Raw genomic sequence first — 16,829 nt, forward strand, 5'->3', positions numbered from 1 at the left:
ACGTGGAACCTAAATCTTGACCTGACCGAAGACGATTTTGAAAGTCTCGACGACCCGAGCATGACCGTGACAGGCAAGGACCTCTCGACCATCGCGGGAATATTGGGCCCGCGCAACGCCGACGGAAGCATACCCGACGTGGGGTTCTTGAAACTCAAGAAGGGAAGCCGCGCCATCGACAAGGGCGAAGATCTCGGGTTCCCGTTTGTGGGCGAAGCGCCTGACCTCGGCGCGTTCGAATACGGACTTTCGAGCAGCTCCGCAACCTCATCTAGTTCTGCCATGGGTTCTTCTTCTGGAACAGCCCGCATCATGCCGCAAAAAAGATTTGATAGCGAGACGCCTGTACGCCCCAATCATTTGAAAGGTTACCGCGACCTCAAGGGCCGCCACTACGACAAGCCGATCCGCTACCGCGTAATTTTCTAGGGTTTTTTGCCAACTAGCTAGAGAAGCGTCAGGAGCCATTCTTCTATGAAATGGCTTTCGAGTTCGTGGGCGTATTCGTTCGGGTGCCAGTTGTGTTCGTGCACCCATTGCTGTTTAAGGATTTCCGTTTTCTCTTCGTCGGGAGTCGGGTTCCTGGAACTGGAGCGCAGCATCGTAATACCGTTCACGCCGCCATCCAGGTCAAGGTAGGGCAGGCCCCATTTGATTGCAACCTGCTCGGTCGCTTCGGGATAATCCTCGGTATCGCAACCATTCGAAACGATGATGCCGATTTTTGCCTTCGGGTAGTTCTTCGTCAGGTAATCGAGTGCCACGTTGAATGCGCCGTAGAATGTAGTCGGGTCCATGTCGTCAATGTTCCCGATGGAAATTCTGTTGTGCGAATCGTTGATTCCGTAGTAGATTGTAATGATGTCTGCGTCCGAAAAGTCAGTCCGGTACATGATTCCGTTTTCCGGCTTGGTGAAGCCGTAGGTATCGTAATAGCAGATGGTGGTTCCGCCGGCGGAAATGTTCCGAACGTCGCAGCCCGTCCTGTTTCCGATCAGGTAAGAGTATACGGGAGGCTTCCCGGCGTATGGTCCTTCCTGGATGGTGGGCTTCGGGTCGAGTCCTTCGAAATCGCCTGCGCTAAAGCTGTCGCCCACAACATACCAGACGACGCCATTCAGACTCTTGCTACTGCTACTCACTACAGGCAATTCGCTGGAACTGGTTTCAACTGATTCGTCGGAACTGCTGGATTCAACAAGCGCACTTGAACTGCTCGATTCTTCTCCCATAGATAAGTTGCCCCACTCGGGACCTTCTACCGCCAAAATGCCTTCGGTCCATTCACCTCTGTAGCAGGTGTAGAATTTGCCCTTGCCGTCAGTCCATTGGCGAGTCTCGTACATGCCTAAATCCTCGCACGGACCGAGAAGCTCTTCCAGCGTTTTTTCAGTGTCTTCGCTGCTCGACGAGATTTCTTGCGGATTGTCGCTAATGATGCTGCTTGATGACAGAAATGCTTCAGAAGAGGATAGCTCACCCGTATTCTCGGTGGAAGCGATCGAATTTTCGCTGGACGAATTGTCTCCACACGAAGCCAAGCAGAAAAGGCCTATGAGCAAGGCTATGATAAAGTTGTATCTCGTATAATTCATTTTTCCCCTTGCAAGTTTGCTCTGAATGAGACTTTCTGTATATAAATGCAATTTTTGTGGGACGCTGTCAAGTGATTTATTTCAAAATAGAGTATATTACAAATATACTTGAGGTGTTTATGGACAAGAGGTTCACTTTCGCGTTTGCGCTTGCCTTGGCGGCACAGGCGTTCGGAGCCGTGTATTATGTGGCGACCGATGGCGACGATAATGCGGCTGGTTCTAAGGACAAGCCCTTCGCGACGCTCAACAAGGCGAATGCCGTAGTGCATGCGGGTGATACCGTGTGGATTCGCGGCGGCATCTACGACCTGAACGATACGGTCTATGTCCCGAGATACAAGATGACTGCTGCCATCCATTTGACGGCCAGCGGCGAAAGCGACGACAACCGCATCCATTACTTTGCCTATCCGGGTGAACATCCGATTTTCGACGCGACCAATCTCCCGGTTGGAATTGCATACGACCATGACGGCTCTATCGATAGCATCCTGTATACTTCGCCTATCGTAGTCGAGGCGAAATACCTGCACCTGAAGGGCTTCGAGGTTCGCAACACTCCCATGGTGCACAACTCGAACTCCGGCGTTTTTGTCTTTGTGAGTAAGCACATCATCTTGGAGCAGATTGAAAGCCACCATAATGCGGGCCCGGGATTCTTTGTGCACGACGGCGCATCGGGCGGCGGTGGGCATCTCTTTTTGAACTGCGACTCCCACGACAACTACGATCCTACAGGACGCCAGGGCGATGGCGAGAATGCTGACGGTTTTGGTGTGCATTATCAGTTCGATGGCGACACGACCAAGTTCTACGGATGCCGCGCCTGGTGGAACAGCGACGACGGCTTTGACGTACTTGCCCAGGAATTTCCCGTAGTCGTAGAAAACAGTTATGCCATGGGGAACGGCTATATCCATTACGGGACAAGCAAACCGCCTAACGTGAATGGCAACGGGTTCAAGATGGGATACAGCCGTAACGACAAGGGACGACACACTATCAGGAATTGTGTCGCCTGGAACAATATCGCCTCCGGTTTCTATGCGAACTACACTAGCGTCGGTAGCACCTGGACAAACAACACTGCTTACAATAACGGCGCCCGAGCCTACACCATGGCGTCGACACTTTACGCTGAAGATGAAAGGACTCGCATTGCCGAAGTGGTCCCGCTCACGGGCGACAAGGCGCACGTACTCAAGAACAACATCGCCTTCCCGAACAAGGTTTCGCAAATCGGAACGTGCTGGGAGAAAATTTCGAGCCAGAATATCGACCATTATGTGGATTGTCCGGCGGGTGAAAATAACACCTGGAACCTTGATTTGGACCTGACCGAAGACGACTTTGTGAGTCTCGATGACCCGAGCATGACCGTGACCGGCAAGGACCTCTCTACAATTCCGGGAATGCTTGGCCCACGCAATGCTGATGGTAGTTTGCCCTATGTAGGTTTCTTGAAACTCAAGAAGGGGAGCCGCGCCATCGACAAGGGCGAAGATCTCGGATTCCCGTTTGTGGGTGAAGCGCCCGACCTCGGCGCATTCGAATACGGAATGTCGAGCAACTCCGCCACCTCATCTAGTTCTGTCGCGGGTTCTTCTTCTGGGACCACTGCGATCACCGCGATGCCCCACACAAATCTTGCAGAATCTTCGGAAGCTGCACTCGTCTTTGACATGCAAGGGCGCTACTTGGGAACCCTACATCCCGAACAGCTTAGATTCGGTACCATTGCCGAAGTGCTCCGCACCAAATTCAGGAACCCCGGCGCCTACATCGTGCGGCAAGGAAAAAGCCTGAAGAAAGAAATGCCGCATCGCCACAAAAGCTTCCATAATGGCAATGCTGACTGAAATCGCTGTTTTGCTATGCAAAATTCCAGAAAGCATAGCGACACCTTGTTCCGTGAATGCGTAGGGATTCTTGCGCCCCCCCGTTTTGTCCTGCAAAGAACCCTGCTCCTCGTGAAGTCGCAATTTGCGACTTCACGGATTCAACTTCATCGGAATTCGGCTGGAAGCAAAATTTTTCGGGAAAACGCTGCGGTAGCGCAACCGGCCAAAACAGCCTAAAAACTACGGTTCTGCAGTGAATAAACAGCCTGGAAGGTGCTTACGGAATCGGGAAAGTTTGCTAGCCGAGGTCGGGCGTACAGATTGGCCCAGCAGAGCCGTTACGATTCAAAAATTACCATTCAGTTTCATCAAAATAATTAACACTTCCGCATATACTAGCATCTGCGCATAATACCAAATTACCGCCATAGCTACAAAAATCACAACAAGCTTGAAAAGCACTACAGGAGTCAACGGAACCCTTTTCTTATTCATTTCGAAATCCTCGTAATATTTTTAATCTAGCACCGAGACGCGACAATTGGTGTAGTCGCTCAAGGCGCCATTCGTTTAAAGGAAAGCGGAGGCACCAATCGGCACCTCCGCCCATTACCACAACACATTTATTGGGATTTATTTCGTCTTCGCCATCAATTGACTATCCAATTGCGACAGAGAACGCATCTTAAAAGCTCCTAACGTTCCTGCACGGCAATCCAAAGCGATGCACGTACTAGGGGTTTCTCGAGCCATTCTTTCAATATCTTCGGCAAAGGCACGAACTGCCAAAACGATTTCATCAACAGAACCTACACGGATGCAATCCGCAGTCCAGCTCTGTTCAACGACTCCATTTTCCACAGTTTTATTTCGGGTACTCATGCGACCACCTTTGTCTCAACTTTACCAACTTTACGCACAACAGACTTCACGAGAAGTCTCAGCTGTGTCAACGGATGCTCTGGATAGAGATTATCATAAAACGGGTCTTCGCCTAAGGCATAACAAAGTCCCTCTCGCGGCATCCTATATATACAATCATACCCGGTATTCTCCGAGGAGGTTCCGAAAACGTCAGCGACAATTTTGCGATACTCGTCCTCGTGAATAGACCTTCGTTGGTATGAATCACCACGTTCCACGCCAGACACAAACAGGCGAACAATCTTTCGGCCCTTACACACATACAAATTCAGGAAGTAGCACACTTTTTCCTTCGTCTGATCCTTCGTGATGTAATAGCGGCATAGCACTCCATTTACCACTACATCGCGAAAATCAACGATACAAGAATCATGTTTTTCCAAAGACCGAAGCCAATCGACACCACCAAAGGAACGTATCTCAGGCAGAAAATCCCTACGAGATATTTTGCACGCCATCGCGAGAATCAAGGATTCCTTCGATTCACGAGCAAAATAGACCTCTTTTCTCACATCAGTCTCTCTTTCGACCTTATGATACTCGGAAGGCATAAGTTTTTCTAGCCAATTCAACGACATTCCAGCCTCCTAGAAAATTTTTGTGAGAAGAATAGCCTTAACATGGTCCAAGAAGTTCATTTTCCTTGCAGGAGTGGGAATTTGCGAAATATCCAAACCATAGTTCGAAGCCTTCGCAAAACCAACGCAAAACGCCTGGCGCTTGCTAAAACGATTCGGTATGCAGTAGCACACAATACTTTCTCCAGCATCGGTAACAAAGCCACTCTCAAAACAAAATTTGCCCTCGCCAAAGCGGTGCATTCCAACGCCGTTCAGCGCTCGCTCGTAGGAAGTAGCAACACGGCTTAACGCCTGCTGAACAGACACAATATTGCGTTCGCTAGACAGCATAATCAAACACTTGAGCTTGGTTAGTTCATTTTTGATAAAGATGTCATCATGTAATTTCATAACAATTCTCCTGATTCATTTATACTAAACATACCCACTATTTCAGTGGTCAAGATCAAAAAGCGAGAAAGCAGCCGACAGAGTCAAACTAGGCCCTACCGGCCGCATTCTCTTTCTTTACCGATAGCAAAGAGGCTATCGAATATGCATTTTTATGGATTAGTACAAGCCGTTCGTTTATTAGCTAGTCACCACTGGTGATCCTAATAAGCCGAAGCTTCTTCTAATATTTATCTCTCAGTTCCGTTAATCATACCGATTAAGACACCAAGAGCCTTTAACGACTTACGTAACGATTTACCGTTCTGCGTAATAATACGGGAAAACCCGTCAGAATAATGGCCGTACCTTAACTATGTAGGCCTTTATTATGGAAAGGATACGCCTTTCAGATTCTGGCCACGAATGGTAAAAGGCGGAGCGCGATTCTTTCCAGTTTTTTTTATTCAAGTTTCGATTCCTTTTGAGAAGAGGTTAGTGCACTTTACTTTTCGCCCACTTGGTGATTTCGTTTGCAAGCGTGGTTGCGATTGCGGATACGGCGGCCATCGCCAAGGATTCAACAATTCTGGACATTGTGATTCTCCATTTGATTAGTCTTCGCAAGTGGCGTACGATGACGGGTTTGCATTTATGAGCCAGTTTCGTATTTCGAGAATGACTCAACCACCACGCAAAACCTAAATAAAAAATTTTCGCTTTGCAAGTGAGTAATTTTTCACCAAAACAGATACTTTATCCAAAATCAACAGAAGTTATACAAAAAAAAGCATACAAAATAAGTAAATTTCATTGATCAAATTCAATACATTGAATTACTGTTTTAAAATAAAAAAAACAATTTGTTACCAAATTGCCTTTTATTTATGAGAATATAGGAGATGCTAGCAGCCATGCTGCTTTTATATAATCAAGAACTATTACTTAATAATATAAAATATTTGAAAAGAATCCAAGACATATAATGGTAAAAAACAAAAAATTTCATGTTCTGAAATTTAATGGATTTTGCAGATTTTGGCGAAATGTTTCTTTTGAAAAATATGGCTTATGAATTAATTGTTTTAGAAAAAAGAAAATGGAAAACTATAAAAAAGAAACGAAAAAAAACATTTTAAAATCATTCTATTCAATAAAAAGGTTAATGTTTATGAATAAAGATCTTTTCAAAATAATTGATTGTGCATAATTAACGATATAACCGAGACTCTCGTAAAACTGATTTTCGCCTTCAAATGTCAAAAATCGACACTATATTATTTCTTTGTAAAAATATATTTACCTACCAAATTTCCTGTATATTTCTTTTTAACGCATCCATTGAAAAGGGCGCCCCGTTCGAGCCGCCCTTTGTTATGACCAGGAAAAACAAAATAACCGTTATCGTGCCGCGCGCATCTTGATACGCATCTTATCACGCATTTTACCGCGCATCTCGCCAACACTCTAAGAGATTAGCAATATCGCGAGCACTTGTCCGCTCAAAATTCTAAGCAACATCGTAAGCGGATAGACGGATGCATAACCGATATTCAGGATGACGGGGCATAACAAGTCGAATGCTATTTGCGACAAATAATGCGGCCATGGATTCCGTCGCCTCTGCGAGGCTCCAGAATGACCATCAGTCCTTCGGCAGGATCACTTCGGCCATGCTGATGAGGCGCTGTCGGCATACGAAAGTACCCTGCGGAACAGGAGTTCGACTTTCTGGATCCAACGATGCGTTCACCGCGGACAATATCTGCCATAACAAACCTCTCGGTTTATTATATACAGCGACAAATGATGACGCGAACGCTGCTTTTTTCAAATCACACAAACACAACTTCGTTGCCCGTGCGGGGAGACTCGCTACGATTCGGAAGTCCCGATTCGGTGTCGGCATAGCCGACGGCCACCGAGGCGTACACGCGCTCGTCCTCGCGCAAGCCAAGGCCACGCAGGTAATCGAACAAAGCCGGATCTTCGTTCAGCCACTTGAGCTGGTTGATATAGCAACTTCCCAGATCAAGCTCGTTCGCCGCAAGCATCATGTTCTCGACAGCGCAGGCCACATCGGCCATGTTGTTGCCGTAATCTTTTTTATTTGCGACCACAATCAGAACGGGCGCAGTATAGCAGAAGGAATAGTTCCCTTTTTGCGACAGGCGGATAGAATTCTGGAGGCTCTTATAAAGATCGTCGCGGAGTTCCATTCTGGCAAATGCGGACTGTACGAGTTCCTTGAGCTTTGCAATCACCGCAGCATCCGAGATCACGAAGAAGTGATTCGTTTGCGCATTACCGCCGGTGGGGCCAAAGCGCCCCGCCTCGACGACGGTCTGCAACTTTTCGAATTCCACAGGCTGCGCCTTGAACTTGCGGGTACTGCGGCGTGTCTTAATGGCATCAAGCGTATTCATCGTCTCACCTCGTTCTAAAATCTACAAATCAGTCGTCCTTGACACAAAGCACCTGTACCATCGGGTATAAGTCTTTGGGGCATTCTACAATGCGACGGCCCTTTTCGTTCTGGTGAGGATGCCAGGCAACCTCGAAACAGTACTGCATTTCCGAATCCTTTTCGGTACTGGTCCAGAAGAGGTCAAAATACAGGCTATTGCTTTCATAGCAACCGGAACGGTGCATCGTATAGTTCCACACGACAGGTGCGTCATTTCGAATATCCAGATTTGTCGTCACATACGAGATATAATCATTCTGTTCGAATTCGTCCCTCGTCGGCACATGGAATCCTTCGGGACAAAATACACTTGCACGAGTCCAGTCCATGTAGGCGTCCTCATTAAAGAGCAGTAGGTCGACGGTCGTATCGACATCCGCCCTTCTGCTCTGGCACACGCTGCACTCCTTTGCCCAGGCTTTCCAGTCGGCAAAGAAGGAGTCAAAACTATCGCTACGATTCTCGACGGTATGCAGAGGCCGTCTCTCTTCACCGCGTTCACTATGCAAGAAGAGATTGCCCCTGTAAAAATAGGCATCATAGCCTCTGCCTGAAATATCGACATGTTTCAGGAACCAGTCGGCACCGTACACGCCAAACTCGTAGACAACTCCATCCACGGTCACACTATAAGTAGAGTCATCCTTCATCATTCCACCGGCAAACTTTTTCCTGTCGTACGACCTAGGCATCGTATAATTAGGTCCCGGAGCAAGCATCACCTGTTGCCAGGTCATTCCGGCGCTATCTCGGACGCACCCGTAAAGTCCGCTCGACCACATGTCCCAATAAAGCGTCTTTTCCGTTATCGTTTCACAGGTTCCGAGGCTATCGCGATATTTGTAGGGAGCCGCCTCCCTAGTCGTCAACTCGCGCCATTTTCTTGTCGTGTCGCAAGAGAAATAATTGACGTCATAGTTTCTGATTACCCCAAATAGGCTATCTCTACAAATCAGGCCATCCTTTTCGGGCGCAAGCAGCGAATCCGGATGCACCCGGTGCCAGTCCCCCGCCTGACACTCATAGATAATTCCATCATAACTCACCTTCTGGTTCACCTGCGGTCTATCGCATGTATCCATGTTGATGACCGGCGGAATTATTTCGGCACTGTCCAGTTTTCGCCAAAAACCATCAAAAGAACAGAAGTGGTTTACAAAGCCATCTTCATCCTGGCAATAATCCGGTTTACAGATAAAATAGTCACCATCATATTGAACGACACGGTTATAATACCGATCATCAGAACAGGTATCGCCATAATACTGCGGCGCAGGAATTTCAATCCAGTCGTTATCCCAGCCGTATTCCTTGCATCCGTAATAAATCCCCAAATGTTTGCCCTTGTCATGGCCACTGATGCAATTGCCCAGATAATAATGAAGGGAATCAATCAGGATCCATTGTTCAAGAGAACACTGGACAAACAGGGCGCTATCGAGCTGTTTCATCTCACCGCTGCGGTAATAGTTGGACTTACACTTTCCAAAAACCTTCGCCGCTCTCGCATCTATAACTACAGAATAAAGGGAATCCGCCTCCGTCCATTTTCTAGTGGCATACCGGTCACTCCATCCGCAGGAGACATCATCGCACAAGCAGACATACAACGAATCACCGACATAGGCCCCCCGGTTTTTCGTATAGTATTGATCGCATTTTCCAATCGTGTATCCCAGAACCGAATCGTGATCAGACTCCCTTTTCCACACGTTGGACGAGCGCCTGCACCGATAATAGTCGCCATCGTTCAGGACTGTCGTATCCTTGTCGTAAAGGCAAAGTCCAAGCGTGTCCTCAAGGCTCGATTTCAGACGCCACGAATTGTCCATCACGAAGGACCTTCCATAGTAAGCGCTAGATTTGTTCATAACCTTCGGCGAACTGGTATCTCCTGCCGACCATCCGAACTTGATGCCGTAGGCCCTCTCGAAAAAGACATAATCCGTGCACCTGATTCCGGCCAATGCATCTCTGGACATGCTTTGATAGAGGGTGCTAACATCATCTTGAAAGACATTCTCAAAGGTAGAGAGCCATGCATCGGCAGCCTTCACGATCCACGACGAATCGACCTTGCCCAATTTCGCGAATTCCTTGCGAAACTTCTTGAAATCATGGTAAAATACGCTATCCGAAATTTCATGACGACAGTAGATATAAGGCGCGTACCCCCTCAGGTTCGACTGGTCGACATATACCGGATTGCAGCCAGCGTATTCCTGTCCGTTAATGCCAGACAGGTCAAGGCCAAACACTTCTCCCAATTCCCATAGTGCAAGCGCCTCGGCATCGGCAAAAGTGTATCTCTTTTTTTTCACCAGGGTTTCGATGCGGTCTGCCGCAAGCGCCGCAAAAAGGTTCTGTCTGAGATGCCCCCTGTCACCAGAGATTCGCGCATATTGTGCAAACGTCATCGTGTCCCTGCCGTTCTCCGACAGAAACGACGTCACCACCTTGATCAACGGATACTCGTATTCATGGGATTCGGCGTAGAACACATAATTATCCCTGTAATCAACACTTACCGTCGCCACGAAGGAATCGACCGGATTCAGGTCTTTGTCGACACCGACGATCCGGACCTGTTCCGGTTTCATTGTAGGCAAGTATTCGATAGACCCCGCCAGATCCGCAGGGGAAAAGATAACGCCATCATCATCAGCCCGGAGAATCACCCTTCCGCTGCTATCGCCTTCGGAACATGCCGCAAGCCACAACGGGACCAGTAGCAGGGCAAAAGCACTTCGCGCAGAAAACATCAGGGCTCCTCCCGACAAGAGTCCTTATTTATCCAGTGGTAGAATCAATATACGCGATTTACGCTTCTGATTATAGTGGTCGCGCTTGCTCTTGGGCAAATCCTCGACCGTACCATCTTCGAATCCGAAGTGATAGAACCAATCGAGCGCCTGCGTCGTGAGCAGGAATAGTTTCTTGTATCCCTTCATGCGGCCCACCGAAATAAGGTGCCGTACGATAGCGTCTCCAATGCCCGATTTGCGGTAGTTGGCGCCCACGGCGATTCCAGCGACTTCGGCCATGTTGTCTTCGAACTCGTGCAAAGCACCGCAACCGTGAATGCTGTTGTCGATGCTGTAAACCACATAGTCCTTGAGCCTTTCGGAAATGCTTTCCTGCGTACGAGGCACGAGGTAGCCCTTGTCGATATAGTCCTGCATGATGCGTAGGATATCGGGAATATCCTCGATGTTCGCGGGCCTTATACTCGAGTACTGGTTTGCATACACCATGGTACCGTCGCCGCGCGCACTGAAGACTTCCTGTAGCACGCTACCCTGGAACTCGCCACTCAGCAGATGAACACGGTTTGCGCCGGCTTCGCAGGCGTGAATGGCGTTCATCAAGTAATCCATCTGCGCAAAGTCCAGCATGTCGGAATTGAGTTCCAAAAGTTCCTTAGCCTGGTCCACATCCATAGCCGAGATTACGCCCGATTCCGTAGGTTCCAAGTACTTGGTGTTCCTGCCGGTCACGAGTCCGTCAAGCTTGATACCATTCTGGTTACCGATAAAGAACAGCTTGCCGACCTGCATGTACTTGCAGAGTTCTGTCGCAAGTTCCGTAGAACTGATATTGTAGGCATGCCCAAGCTTGTTCCAGCCAATCGGCGGAATGATGGGCACGAAATTCTCGTCTAGGAGCTGTTCCAGAGTATCGCGCTGGATACGTTCGATACGTCCGGTACGCATGTAGTCGATACCGTCAATTACGCCCATACTCCTCGCAAGAACCCAGTTGCCCTGAATGCCCCTAAGGCCGCTCGCCGTGAGGTGACTCATAATATGCTGAGCCACGCCCAAAGAAGCCTGCTCGATGTGGGGCAGGGCCTCTTCGCTCGTAAGACGCACGCCGGCATGGAACGTCGATTCAAGTTCCCAGGCCTTGAGCTGAGCGTCGATACTGTTGCGGGTACCGGGCACGATGATAATCCGGATTCCCGCCTTGTGCAAGATGGCGATATCGCGCATGAGCACAGGAAAAAGCGGATGGCTCATCAGGTCATCTTCGATTTTTAGCACAAAGAGCTGACCCTTGAAGCGTTCCATGTAGCCGAACACTTCACGAATGAAACCGGCAACCTCAAAGTGTTGCGAATTAAAGTCAGACGAGACGTTATTCATATTTGGAAAAGTAGCAAATTAACCGGAAGCCTTTTGGGAAGCCCGCTTGAGCTGCCCCGTCAAAAACTTGTAGAATTGCTCAATCTGGGAATTGTCCTGCTTGACACGGCGCATACTGATGACAATATCTCGCTTGAAGTCGGCATCGGTTATTTTCAGCAGCCGAATCCTGCGAGTATCGACCTTACCCCACGAGAATTCGGGCCAGAAGCCAACTCCGATTCCACTAGCAATGGCATCCTTGACGACAAGGGCGTTATCGCTTTCGAAAATCACATGCGAAGAGAATCCAATGCGGCTGCAGTATTCATCGCAAATCGTATGCAACTGCTTCGATCCGTACAGGCCGATAAAATTCGTGTCGCCGAGTTCGTGTAGCGAGATGCTATCGAGTTTGCGGTACTGTGCCGTATTCGGAACAGCCAGATAGATGTTTTCCGAGCATACAAATGTTTCTTCATCGGGATCGTTCTGGGCATGATAATTCGCATACGTCTGCACGCAGATGTCATAGAGAGAGGATTCCTCTTTCTGGACCAGGTAAAAGCGGAGCGCGGGCGCCTGCTTTTTGTACTGGATGACGGCATTGGTCACGAACGACGATGCAGCGAGGACCTTGACGCTCACCGTGATTGCCTGCTTATCGGATTTGGCACGGAGTCTCGCCGGCAATGCTTCGATATCTTCGTAGAGGGGCTTCACCTTTTTGTAGAAGTAGTCTCCCGCTTCGGTAAGCTTGATGTTACGGCCGCTGGACTTAAAAAGCTTGACGCCCAGTTCGTCTTCTAGCTTGTGGATGGCGTGAGTCAATGCAGGCTGCACAATGCACAGGTTCTTGGCGCTCTGGGTCACGTGTTCGGTCCGGGCCACTTCCAGAAAGTACTTGATATGCGTCAGTTCCATAAAGGTTCCTTTCTTCAATTCGAGCAACCGCCAGGCAACTCATCAAAATTATTGATGAATAGAATATAAATTATTTATTAGTCAATATCAAAATGTTTTCTTAATTTTGTGCAAAAAATAAAGGAATCCATATGAAATCGTTTTTCAAGACCATCCTCACTACCGCCATCACCCTCTATGCCACAGCAGCCATAACAGCCTGCGGAGACAACCGCGAATGTACCTACAACGAGACTGGTCACACCCTCACTTGCCCCGAAAAGACTTACAAGACCGTAACGCTGGGCGGAAAGACCTGGATGGCCGAAAACCTGGACGTGTTTACTCCGGATTCGAGCGTGTGCTACGCCAACAACCACGACAACTGCAATACGGACGGACGCCTGTACACTTTCGCCTCCGCAACGGGTAACGTATGCCCCACAGGTTGGGCACTCCCCACCGTAGAAGATTTCAAATCCGCCTTCGGCACAAGCGAACCCGCCGCACTCAAAAACGCCAACGGTTTTAACGCCATCTTTGCAGGATTCAAATATTATGACGGCAAATTCGCCGACAAGGGAGCTAGCGCAAGTTTCTGGACAAGCGACAGCTATGACGACTCCAGGGCTTACCTTGTACGCATTACCGACTCCACCACAACCTACGAACACTATAACAAGAATATTTTCGCCTCTGTCCGCTGCATCAAGAAATAACTACACCCCTCCGGTGGAGTTAGTTGTTATTTTTCAGGCTGGATCCTTCGCCACATACGCGGCTCGGGATGACACTTCTTGTGACCTACAACCAAACCACGGCCTTACGGCCTAACCACTAATTACTTTACCCTCTAGCGGATCCTCGCCTCCGCGAAGATGACACTCCCCTAACTATGACTTGGCTTATCAATCTATTCACCCAGCCCTCGGTAGGGCAACAAGTTGTGGCGATTGCCCTCACGGCGGCAGTCGGCCTCATGGTCGGAAAAATCAAAGTCAAGGGCATTAGCCTTGGCGGTGCAGGAGCGCTCTTTGTGGGCATCTTGCTTGGGCACTTGGGACTCCGCGTCGAAGGAAATGTGCTCCACTTCATCCAGGAATTCGGCCTTATCCTGTTCGTCTATACCATCGGCATGCAGGTGGGCCCAGGCTTCATGGATTCCATCCGTAGGCACGGGCTGGTGCTGAACATTCTTTCCGTGGGGATTGTGCTGCTGGGCGTTATCGTGACCCTCTGCCTTTACTTCTTTACCAGCATGCACGACAACGTGCCCGTGCTTATCGGCATGCTCTGCGGTGCCGTGACCAACACGCCCTCGCTGGGAGCCGCCAATTCCGCATTCGCCGCCGCCGGCGTAGATACGTCCCTGACGGGAATCGGGTATGCGGTAGCCTACCCCTTCGGCGTCATCGGGATTATTCTTGTAATGCTGCTCGTGCGGCTCGTGTTCCGGCAGGACCCCGCCAAGGCGGCAACCGACTATGCCGATGAAATCGCCGCCACCAGCAAGGAAATCGAATCCTGCAGCCTTACGGTAGATAACCAGAACCTGTACGGAATCATGCTGAAAGAAATTCCGGACCTGATTTCTAGCGGCGTGGTGGTGACCCGACTCTTGCGGGGCGAAAACATCTTTACCCCCAACGGAAAAACCGTCATCGAGAAGGGCGACAAGGTGCACATCGTAGGCATGCCCGAGGCCGTAGCCGCCATGGAAAAGATTATCGGCAAGCGTCTGGACACGCCCATCACCGCCATTCCCGCCAAGAATACGGAACCCATCCAGGTGAGGACCGTGCTCGTGACCAACAAGAAAATACTGGGCCGTACCATCGGATCCTTGGCTCTAGCGGAACGCTTTGGCGTGACCGTAAGTCGCGTGACCCGGAGCGGGTTCAAGTTCACGGGCCGACTGGATTTGCGCATCAAGTTTGCCGACAAGCTGAAAATCGTCGGCCCCGCTTCTGGGCTGGACGCGGTGACCCAAAAATTGGGCAACTCCCTAACCGCCCTGGACTACCCTGAAATTCTGCCCGCGTTCCTGGGAATCTTCCTGGGAGTCATCGTAGGGAGCATTCCCTTCGCCATTCCCGGGATGCCTACCCCGCTTAAGCTTGGGCTTGCAGGCGGCCCGCTGATTGTGGCCATCCTCCTAAGCCGCAAGCGCAAAATCGGACCGCTGAACTTTTTCATGGCCAACAGCGCAAACCTGATGCTTCGTGAATTCGGCCTTACGCTTTTCTTGAGCTGCGTGGGCCTGAATGCAGGCATCAAGTTCTTTGACGTGCTGCTAAACGGAAGCGGGCTCTACTACATGGGACTTGCCGCTATCATCACCTTTGTCCCGCTCGCCATCATGGCCGCTGTGGGACACCTGGTTTTCAAGGTGAACTACCTTTCGCTCTGCGGCGTGCTTGCAGGAGCTACCACGGACCCGCCGGCCCTAGCCTTTGCCAACAGCCAGGCGGACAGCGAAGCGGTGAACATCGGGTATGCCTCCGTCTATCCTTTGACCATGTTGCTGCGCATCTTGAGTGGGCAGGTACTCGCCATCCTTTTGCTGCAGGCTCTATAAAATTTAAAGTGCTCCAAAAAAAATCGGCTCCCCTAGGGGAGCCGTTTCTATATGCACCAAAAAGCTAGAAAAAACTACAAGGCCATAATGGCCTTGATGAAGGCACAAGATTCTTCTGCCGAGGCCTCATCGTAAAAATACATTATGATTTCCTGTTCAGGAATTTCACATGCATAACCACCAGCGGGGCAGGATTCCACGAGAGTCTCACCTTCTTCAGCCTTGCACTCGGCAGCAGAAGAAGCAGGGCCTTCAACGCAAGAACCATCCTTGGAGCAGTAAGCCTTGTCTCCAGTTACCGGAGCAGTATCCGTGTTCTTCTCACAGCCGATAATATCGCCGGAAACCTGCATGAACCAACGCGAACCATCGCACTGATAAATATCGGTGCCAAAAGCATCAACAAGAGGAACCGTTGCGCACTTATGCACCGTTTCGGAGCAAGTATACGCTTCCAGTTCCGCATAGCTCTTCACGGATTCTGGCAACTCTCCGGAATTCGTAGCCGTCGGGTCAGCCGGTGTTTCAACAACAGGGTCAGCGGGGGTTTCAGTGGCGGGGTCAGCCGGTGTTTCAACAGCAGGATCAGTCGGGTTTTCAGTGGCAGGGTCAGCCGGAGTTTCTTCGGCAGGCTGCGACGTAGCTTCACAGGCGGCAATAGGACCTGTAACCAGCGATCTCCAAGCATTCACGCCATCGCACTGCATGGTATCATTCTTGTCTTCAATCAGAACCTTGGCGCACTTGTTCACAGTCGCAGAACATTCATAGCTGTCGATGTCCATAAAGGTCGGAACGCTTGCCGGGGCGGTATTACCGGATGCCGGAGAGCCAGAGGAACTATCATCGCCGCAGGCAACGAAAGAAGCCATTGCAACGGCGGCCAGCGGGAAAAGAACTTTTTTTGAAATCATTGTTACTCCTTTAATTATAAAATGAGCCACCAAAATACATAAACTAATTCCAAAGTACAACTTTTTTTCAAAAAAAAATGTGATTATTTGTTGTAAAACACAACAACAAAAAACAGCTCCCCTGATGGGGAGTCGTTTTGCATAGCCGCGCTAGGTTCATTCACCTAAACGCTCTACAAAAAATTACATATTCATAAACGCTTTCAGTTGTGCGCAGTTCAGGCCATAACCTTCATAAAGGTACATGATAATATCGTTTTCACCGATATCGCACGCCTCACCACCAGCAGGGCACTGATCAACAACAACTTCGCCTTCTTCCTCGACGCAACCACCCACGAAAGAAGAGGGACCTTCAGCACATACAAAATCAGATTCCTTCAAGCAGGAAACTCTATCGCCCGAATCAGCGGGCTCTTCGCCTGCGCCAGGGCCGGTAGGTTCTTCGCCTGCGCCAGGACCGGCGGGCTCTTCGCCTGCGCCAGGGTCAGCGGGGGTTTCAGTGGCAGGGTCAGCCGGTGTTTCAACAG

13 protein-coding genes and 2 pseudogenes are annotated in these 16,829 nt (G+C 49.6%); 4 read left to right on the plus strand and 11 right to left on the minus strand.

The window, feature by feature from the left end:
* Positions 1–429 (plus strand): annotated as a pseudogene (locus Q0628_RS05750) (hypothetical protein); the annotation flags it as partial.
* A 17-nt stretch (positions 430–446) separates the two neighbouring features.
* Here the strand turns inward: Q0628_RS05750 and Q0628_RS05755 are convergent.
* Positions 447–1,595, minus strand: a complete 1,149-nt coding sequence (locus Q0628_RS05755; RefSeq protein WP_298769019.1) for an SGNH/GDSL hydrolase family protein — start codon at positions 1,593–1,595, stop codon at positions 447–449.
* Between the two features lie 119 nt (positions 1,596–1,714).
* Between Q0628_RS05755 and Q0628_RS05760 the strand changes: the two genes are divergently transcribed.
* Positions 1,715–3,457: a right-handed parallel beta-helix repeat-containing protein gene (locus tag Q0628_RS05760; protein ID WP_298769021.1), complete on the plus strand. Its 1,743-nt coding sequence runs from the start codon at positions 1,715–1,717 to the stop codon at positions 3,455–3,457.
* Between the two features lie 615 nt (positions 3,458–4,072).
* On the opposite strand, the gene Q0628_RS05765 is transcribed toward Q0628_RS05760, so the two are convergent.
* The 8 genes from Q0628_RS05765 to Q0628_RS05800 all read right to left on the minus strand — a co-directional run bounded on the left by Q0628_RS05765 (position 4,073) and on the right by Q0628_RS05800 (position 12,828).
* On the minus strand, positions 4,073–4,321 hold the full coding sequence (locus Q0628_RS05765) for a hypothetical protein (RefSeq protein WP_298769023.1): 249 nt from the start codon (positions 4,319–4,321) through the stop codon (positions 4,073–4,075).
* On the minus strand, positions 4,318–4,941 hold the full coding sequence (locus tag Q0628_RS05770) for a hypothetical protein (RefSeq protein WP_298769025.1): 624 nt from the start codon (positions 4,939–4,941) through the stop codon (positions 4,318–4,320). Before Q0628_RS05770 ends, Q0628_RS05765 begins: the two co-directional genes overlap by 4 nt.
* A gap of 9 nt (positions 4,942–4,950) precedes the next feature.
* The gene (locus Q0628_RS05775) at positions 4,951–5,334 is read right to left on the minus strand and encodes a hypothetical protein (RefSeq protein WP_298769027.1); all 384 of its coding nucleotides are present in this window, start codon (positions 5,332–5,334) and stop codon (positions 4,951–4,953) included.
* 1,562 nt (positions 5,335–6,896) lie between these two features.
* A complete protein-coding gene (locus Q0628_RS05780) occupies positions 6,897–7,085 on the minus strand; it encodes a hypothetical protein (protein ID WP_298769029.1) in 189 nt (62 codons plus the stop codon).
* Positions 7,086–7,148: 63 nt separating this feature from the next.
* Positions 7,149–7,739 carry a nitroreductase gene (locus Q0628_RS05785; RefSeq protein WP_298769031.1) on the minus strand — a complete coding sequence of 197 codons (591 nt, stop codon included), beginning with the start codon at positions 7,737–7,739 and terminating at the stop codon, positions 7,149–7,151.
* A 28-nt stretch (positions 7,740–7,767) separates the two neighbouring features.
* Positions 7,768–10,542 carry a hypothetical protein gene (locus Q0628_RS05790; protein WP_298769034.1) on the minus strand — a complete coding sequence of 925 codons (2,775 nt, stop codon included), beginning with the start codon at positions 10,540–10,542 and terminating at the stop codon, positions 7,768–7,770.
* A 24-nt stretch (positions 10,543–10,566) separates the two neighbouring features.
* On the minus strand, positions 10,567–11,925 hold the full coding sequence (gene argA, locus Q0628_RS05795) for an amino-acid N-acetyltransferase (protein ID WP_298769036.1): 1,359 nt from the start codon (positions 11,923–11,925) through the stop codon (positions 10,567–10,569).
* A gap of 18 nt (positions 11,926–11,943) precedes the next feature.
* Complete coding sequence (locus tag Q0628_RS05800) at positions 11,944–12,828, minus strand: LysR family transcriptional regulator (protein WP_298769038.1); 885 nt, start codon at positions 12,826–12,828, stop codon at positions 11,944–11,946.
* A 131-nt stretch (positions 12,829–12,959) separates the two neighbouring features.
* Between Q0628_RS05800 and Q0628_RS05805 the strand changes: the two genes are divergently transcribed.
* Complete coding sequence (locus Q0628_RS05805; RefSeq protein ID WP_298769040.1) at positions 12,960–13,526, plus strand: FISUMP domain-containing protein; 567 nt, start codon at positions 12,960–12,962, stop codon at positions 13,524–13,526.
* Between the two features lie 176 nt (positions 13,527–13,702).
* Positions 13,703–15,385: a putative transporter gene (locus Q0628_RS05810; RefSeq protein ID WP_298769042.1), complete on the plus strand. Its 1,683-nt coding sequence runs from the start codon at positions 13,703–13,705 to the stop codon at positions 15,383–15,385.
* 74 nt (positions 15,386–15,459) lie between these two features.
* On the opposite strand, the gene Q0628_RS05815 is transcribed toward Q0628_RS05810, so the two are convergent.
* Both Q0628_RS05815 and Q0628_RS05820 read right to left on the minus strand, forming a co-directional pair.
* Complete coding sequence (locus Q0628_RS05815) at positions 15,460–16,299, minus strand: hypothetical protein (protein ID WP_298769044.1); 840 nt, start codon at positions 16,297–16,299, stop codon at positions 15,460–15,462.
* A gap of 183 nt (positions 16,300–16,482) precedes the next feature.
* Positions 16,483–16,829 (minus strand): annotated as a pseudogene (locus Q0628_RS05820) (hypothetical protein); the annotation flags it as partial.

Origin of the sequence: uncultured Fibrobacter sp. (genome assembly GCF_937877005.1) — a bacterium.
In the GTDB taxonomy this organism is placed as follows: Bacteria; Fibrobacterota; Fibrobacteria; order Fibrobacterales; family Fibrobacteraceae; genus Fibrobacter.

Bases quoted from the DNA above. Each gene is read 5' to 3' on its own strand.
- Q0628_RS05755 (WP_298769019.1), bottom strand. From the start codon at position 1,595: ATGAATTATACGAGATACAACTTTATCATAGCCTTGCTCATAGGCCTT.
- Q0628_RS05760 (WP_298769021.1), top strand. From the start codon at position 1,715: ATGGACAAGAGGTTCACTTTCGCGTTTGCGCTTGCCTTGGCGGCACAG.
- Q0628_RS05765 (WP_298769023.1), bottom strand. From the start codon at position 4,321: ATGAGTACCCGAAATAAAACTGTGGAAAATGGAGTCGTTGAACAGAGC.
- Q0628_RS05770 (WP_298769025.1), bottom strand. From the start codon at position 4,941: ATGTCGTTGAATTGGCTAGAAAAACTTATGCCTTCCGAGTATCATAAG.
- Q0628_RS05775 (WP_298769027.1), bottom strand. From the start codon at position 5,334: ATGAAATTACATGATGACATCTTTATCAAAAATGAACTAACCAAGCTC.
- Q0628_RS05780 (WP_298769029.1), bottom strand. From the start codon at position 7,085: ATGGCAGATATTGTCCGCGGTGAACGCATCGTTGGATCCAGAAAGTCG.
- Q0628_RS05785 (WP_298769031.1), bottom strand. From the start codon at position 7,739: ATGAATACGCTTGATGCCATTAAGACACGCCGCAGTACCCGCAAGTTC.
- Q0628_RS05790 (WP_298769034.1), bottom strand. From the start codon at position 10,542: ATGTTTTCTGCGCGAAGTGCTTTTGCCCTGCTACTGGTCCCGTTGTGG.
- argA (WP_298769036.1), bottom strand. From the start codon at position 11,925: ATGAATAACGTCTCGTCTGACTTTAATTCGCAACACTTTGAGGTTGCC.
- Q0628_RS05800 (WP_298769038.1), bottom strand. From the start codon at position 12,828: ATGGAACTGACGCATATCAAGTACTTTCTGGAAGTGGCCCGGACCGAA.
- Q0628_RS05805 (WP_298769040.1), top strand. From the start codon at position 12,960: ATGAAATCGTTTTTCAAGACCATCCTCACTACCGCCATCACCCTCTAT.
- Q0628_RS05810 (WP_298769042.1), top strand. From the start codon at position 13,703: ATGACTTGGCTTATCAATCTATTCACCCAGCCCTCGGTAGGGCAACAA.
- Q0628_RS05815 (WP_298769044.1), bottom strand. From the start codon at position 16,299: ATGATTTCAAAAAAAGTTCTTTTCCCGCTGGCCGCCGTTGCAATGGCT.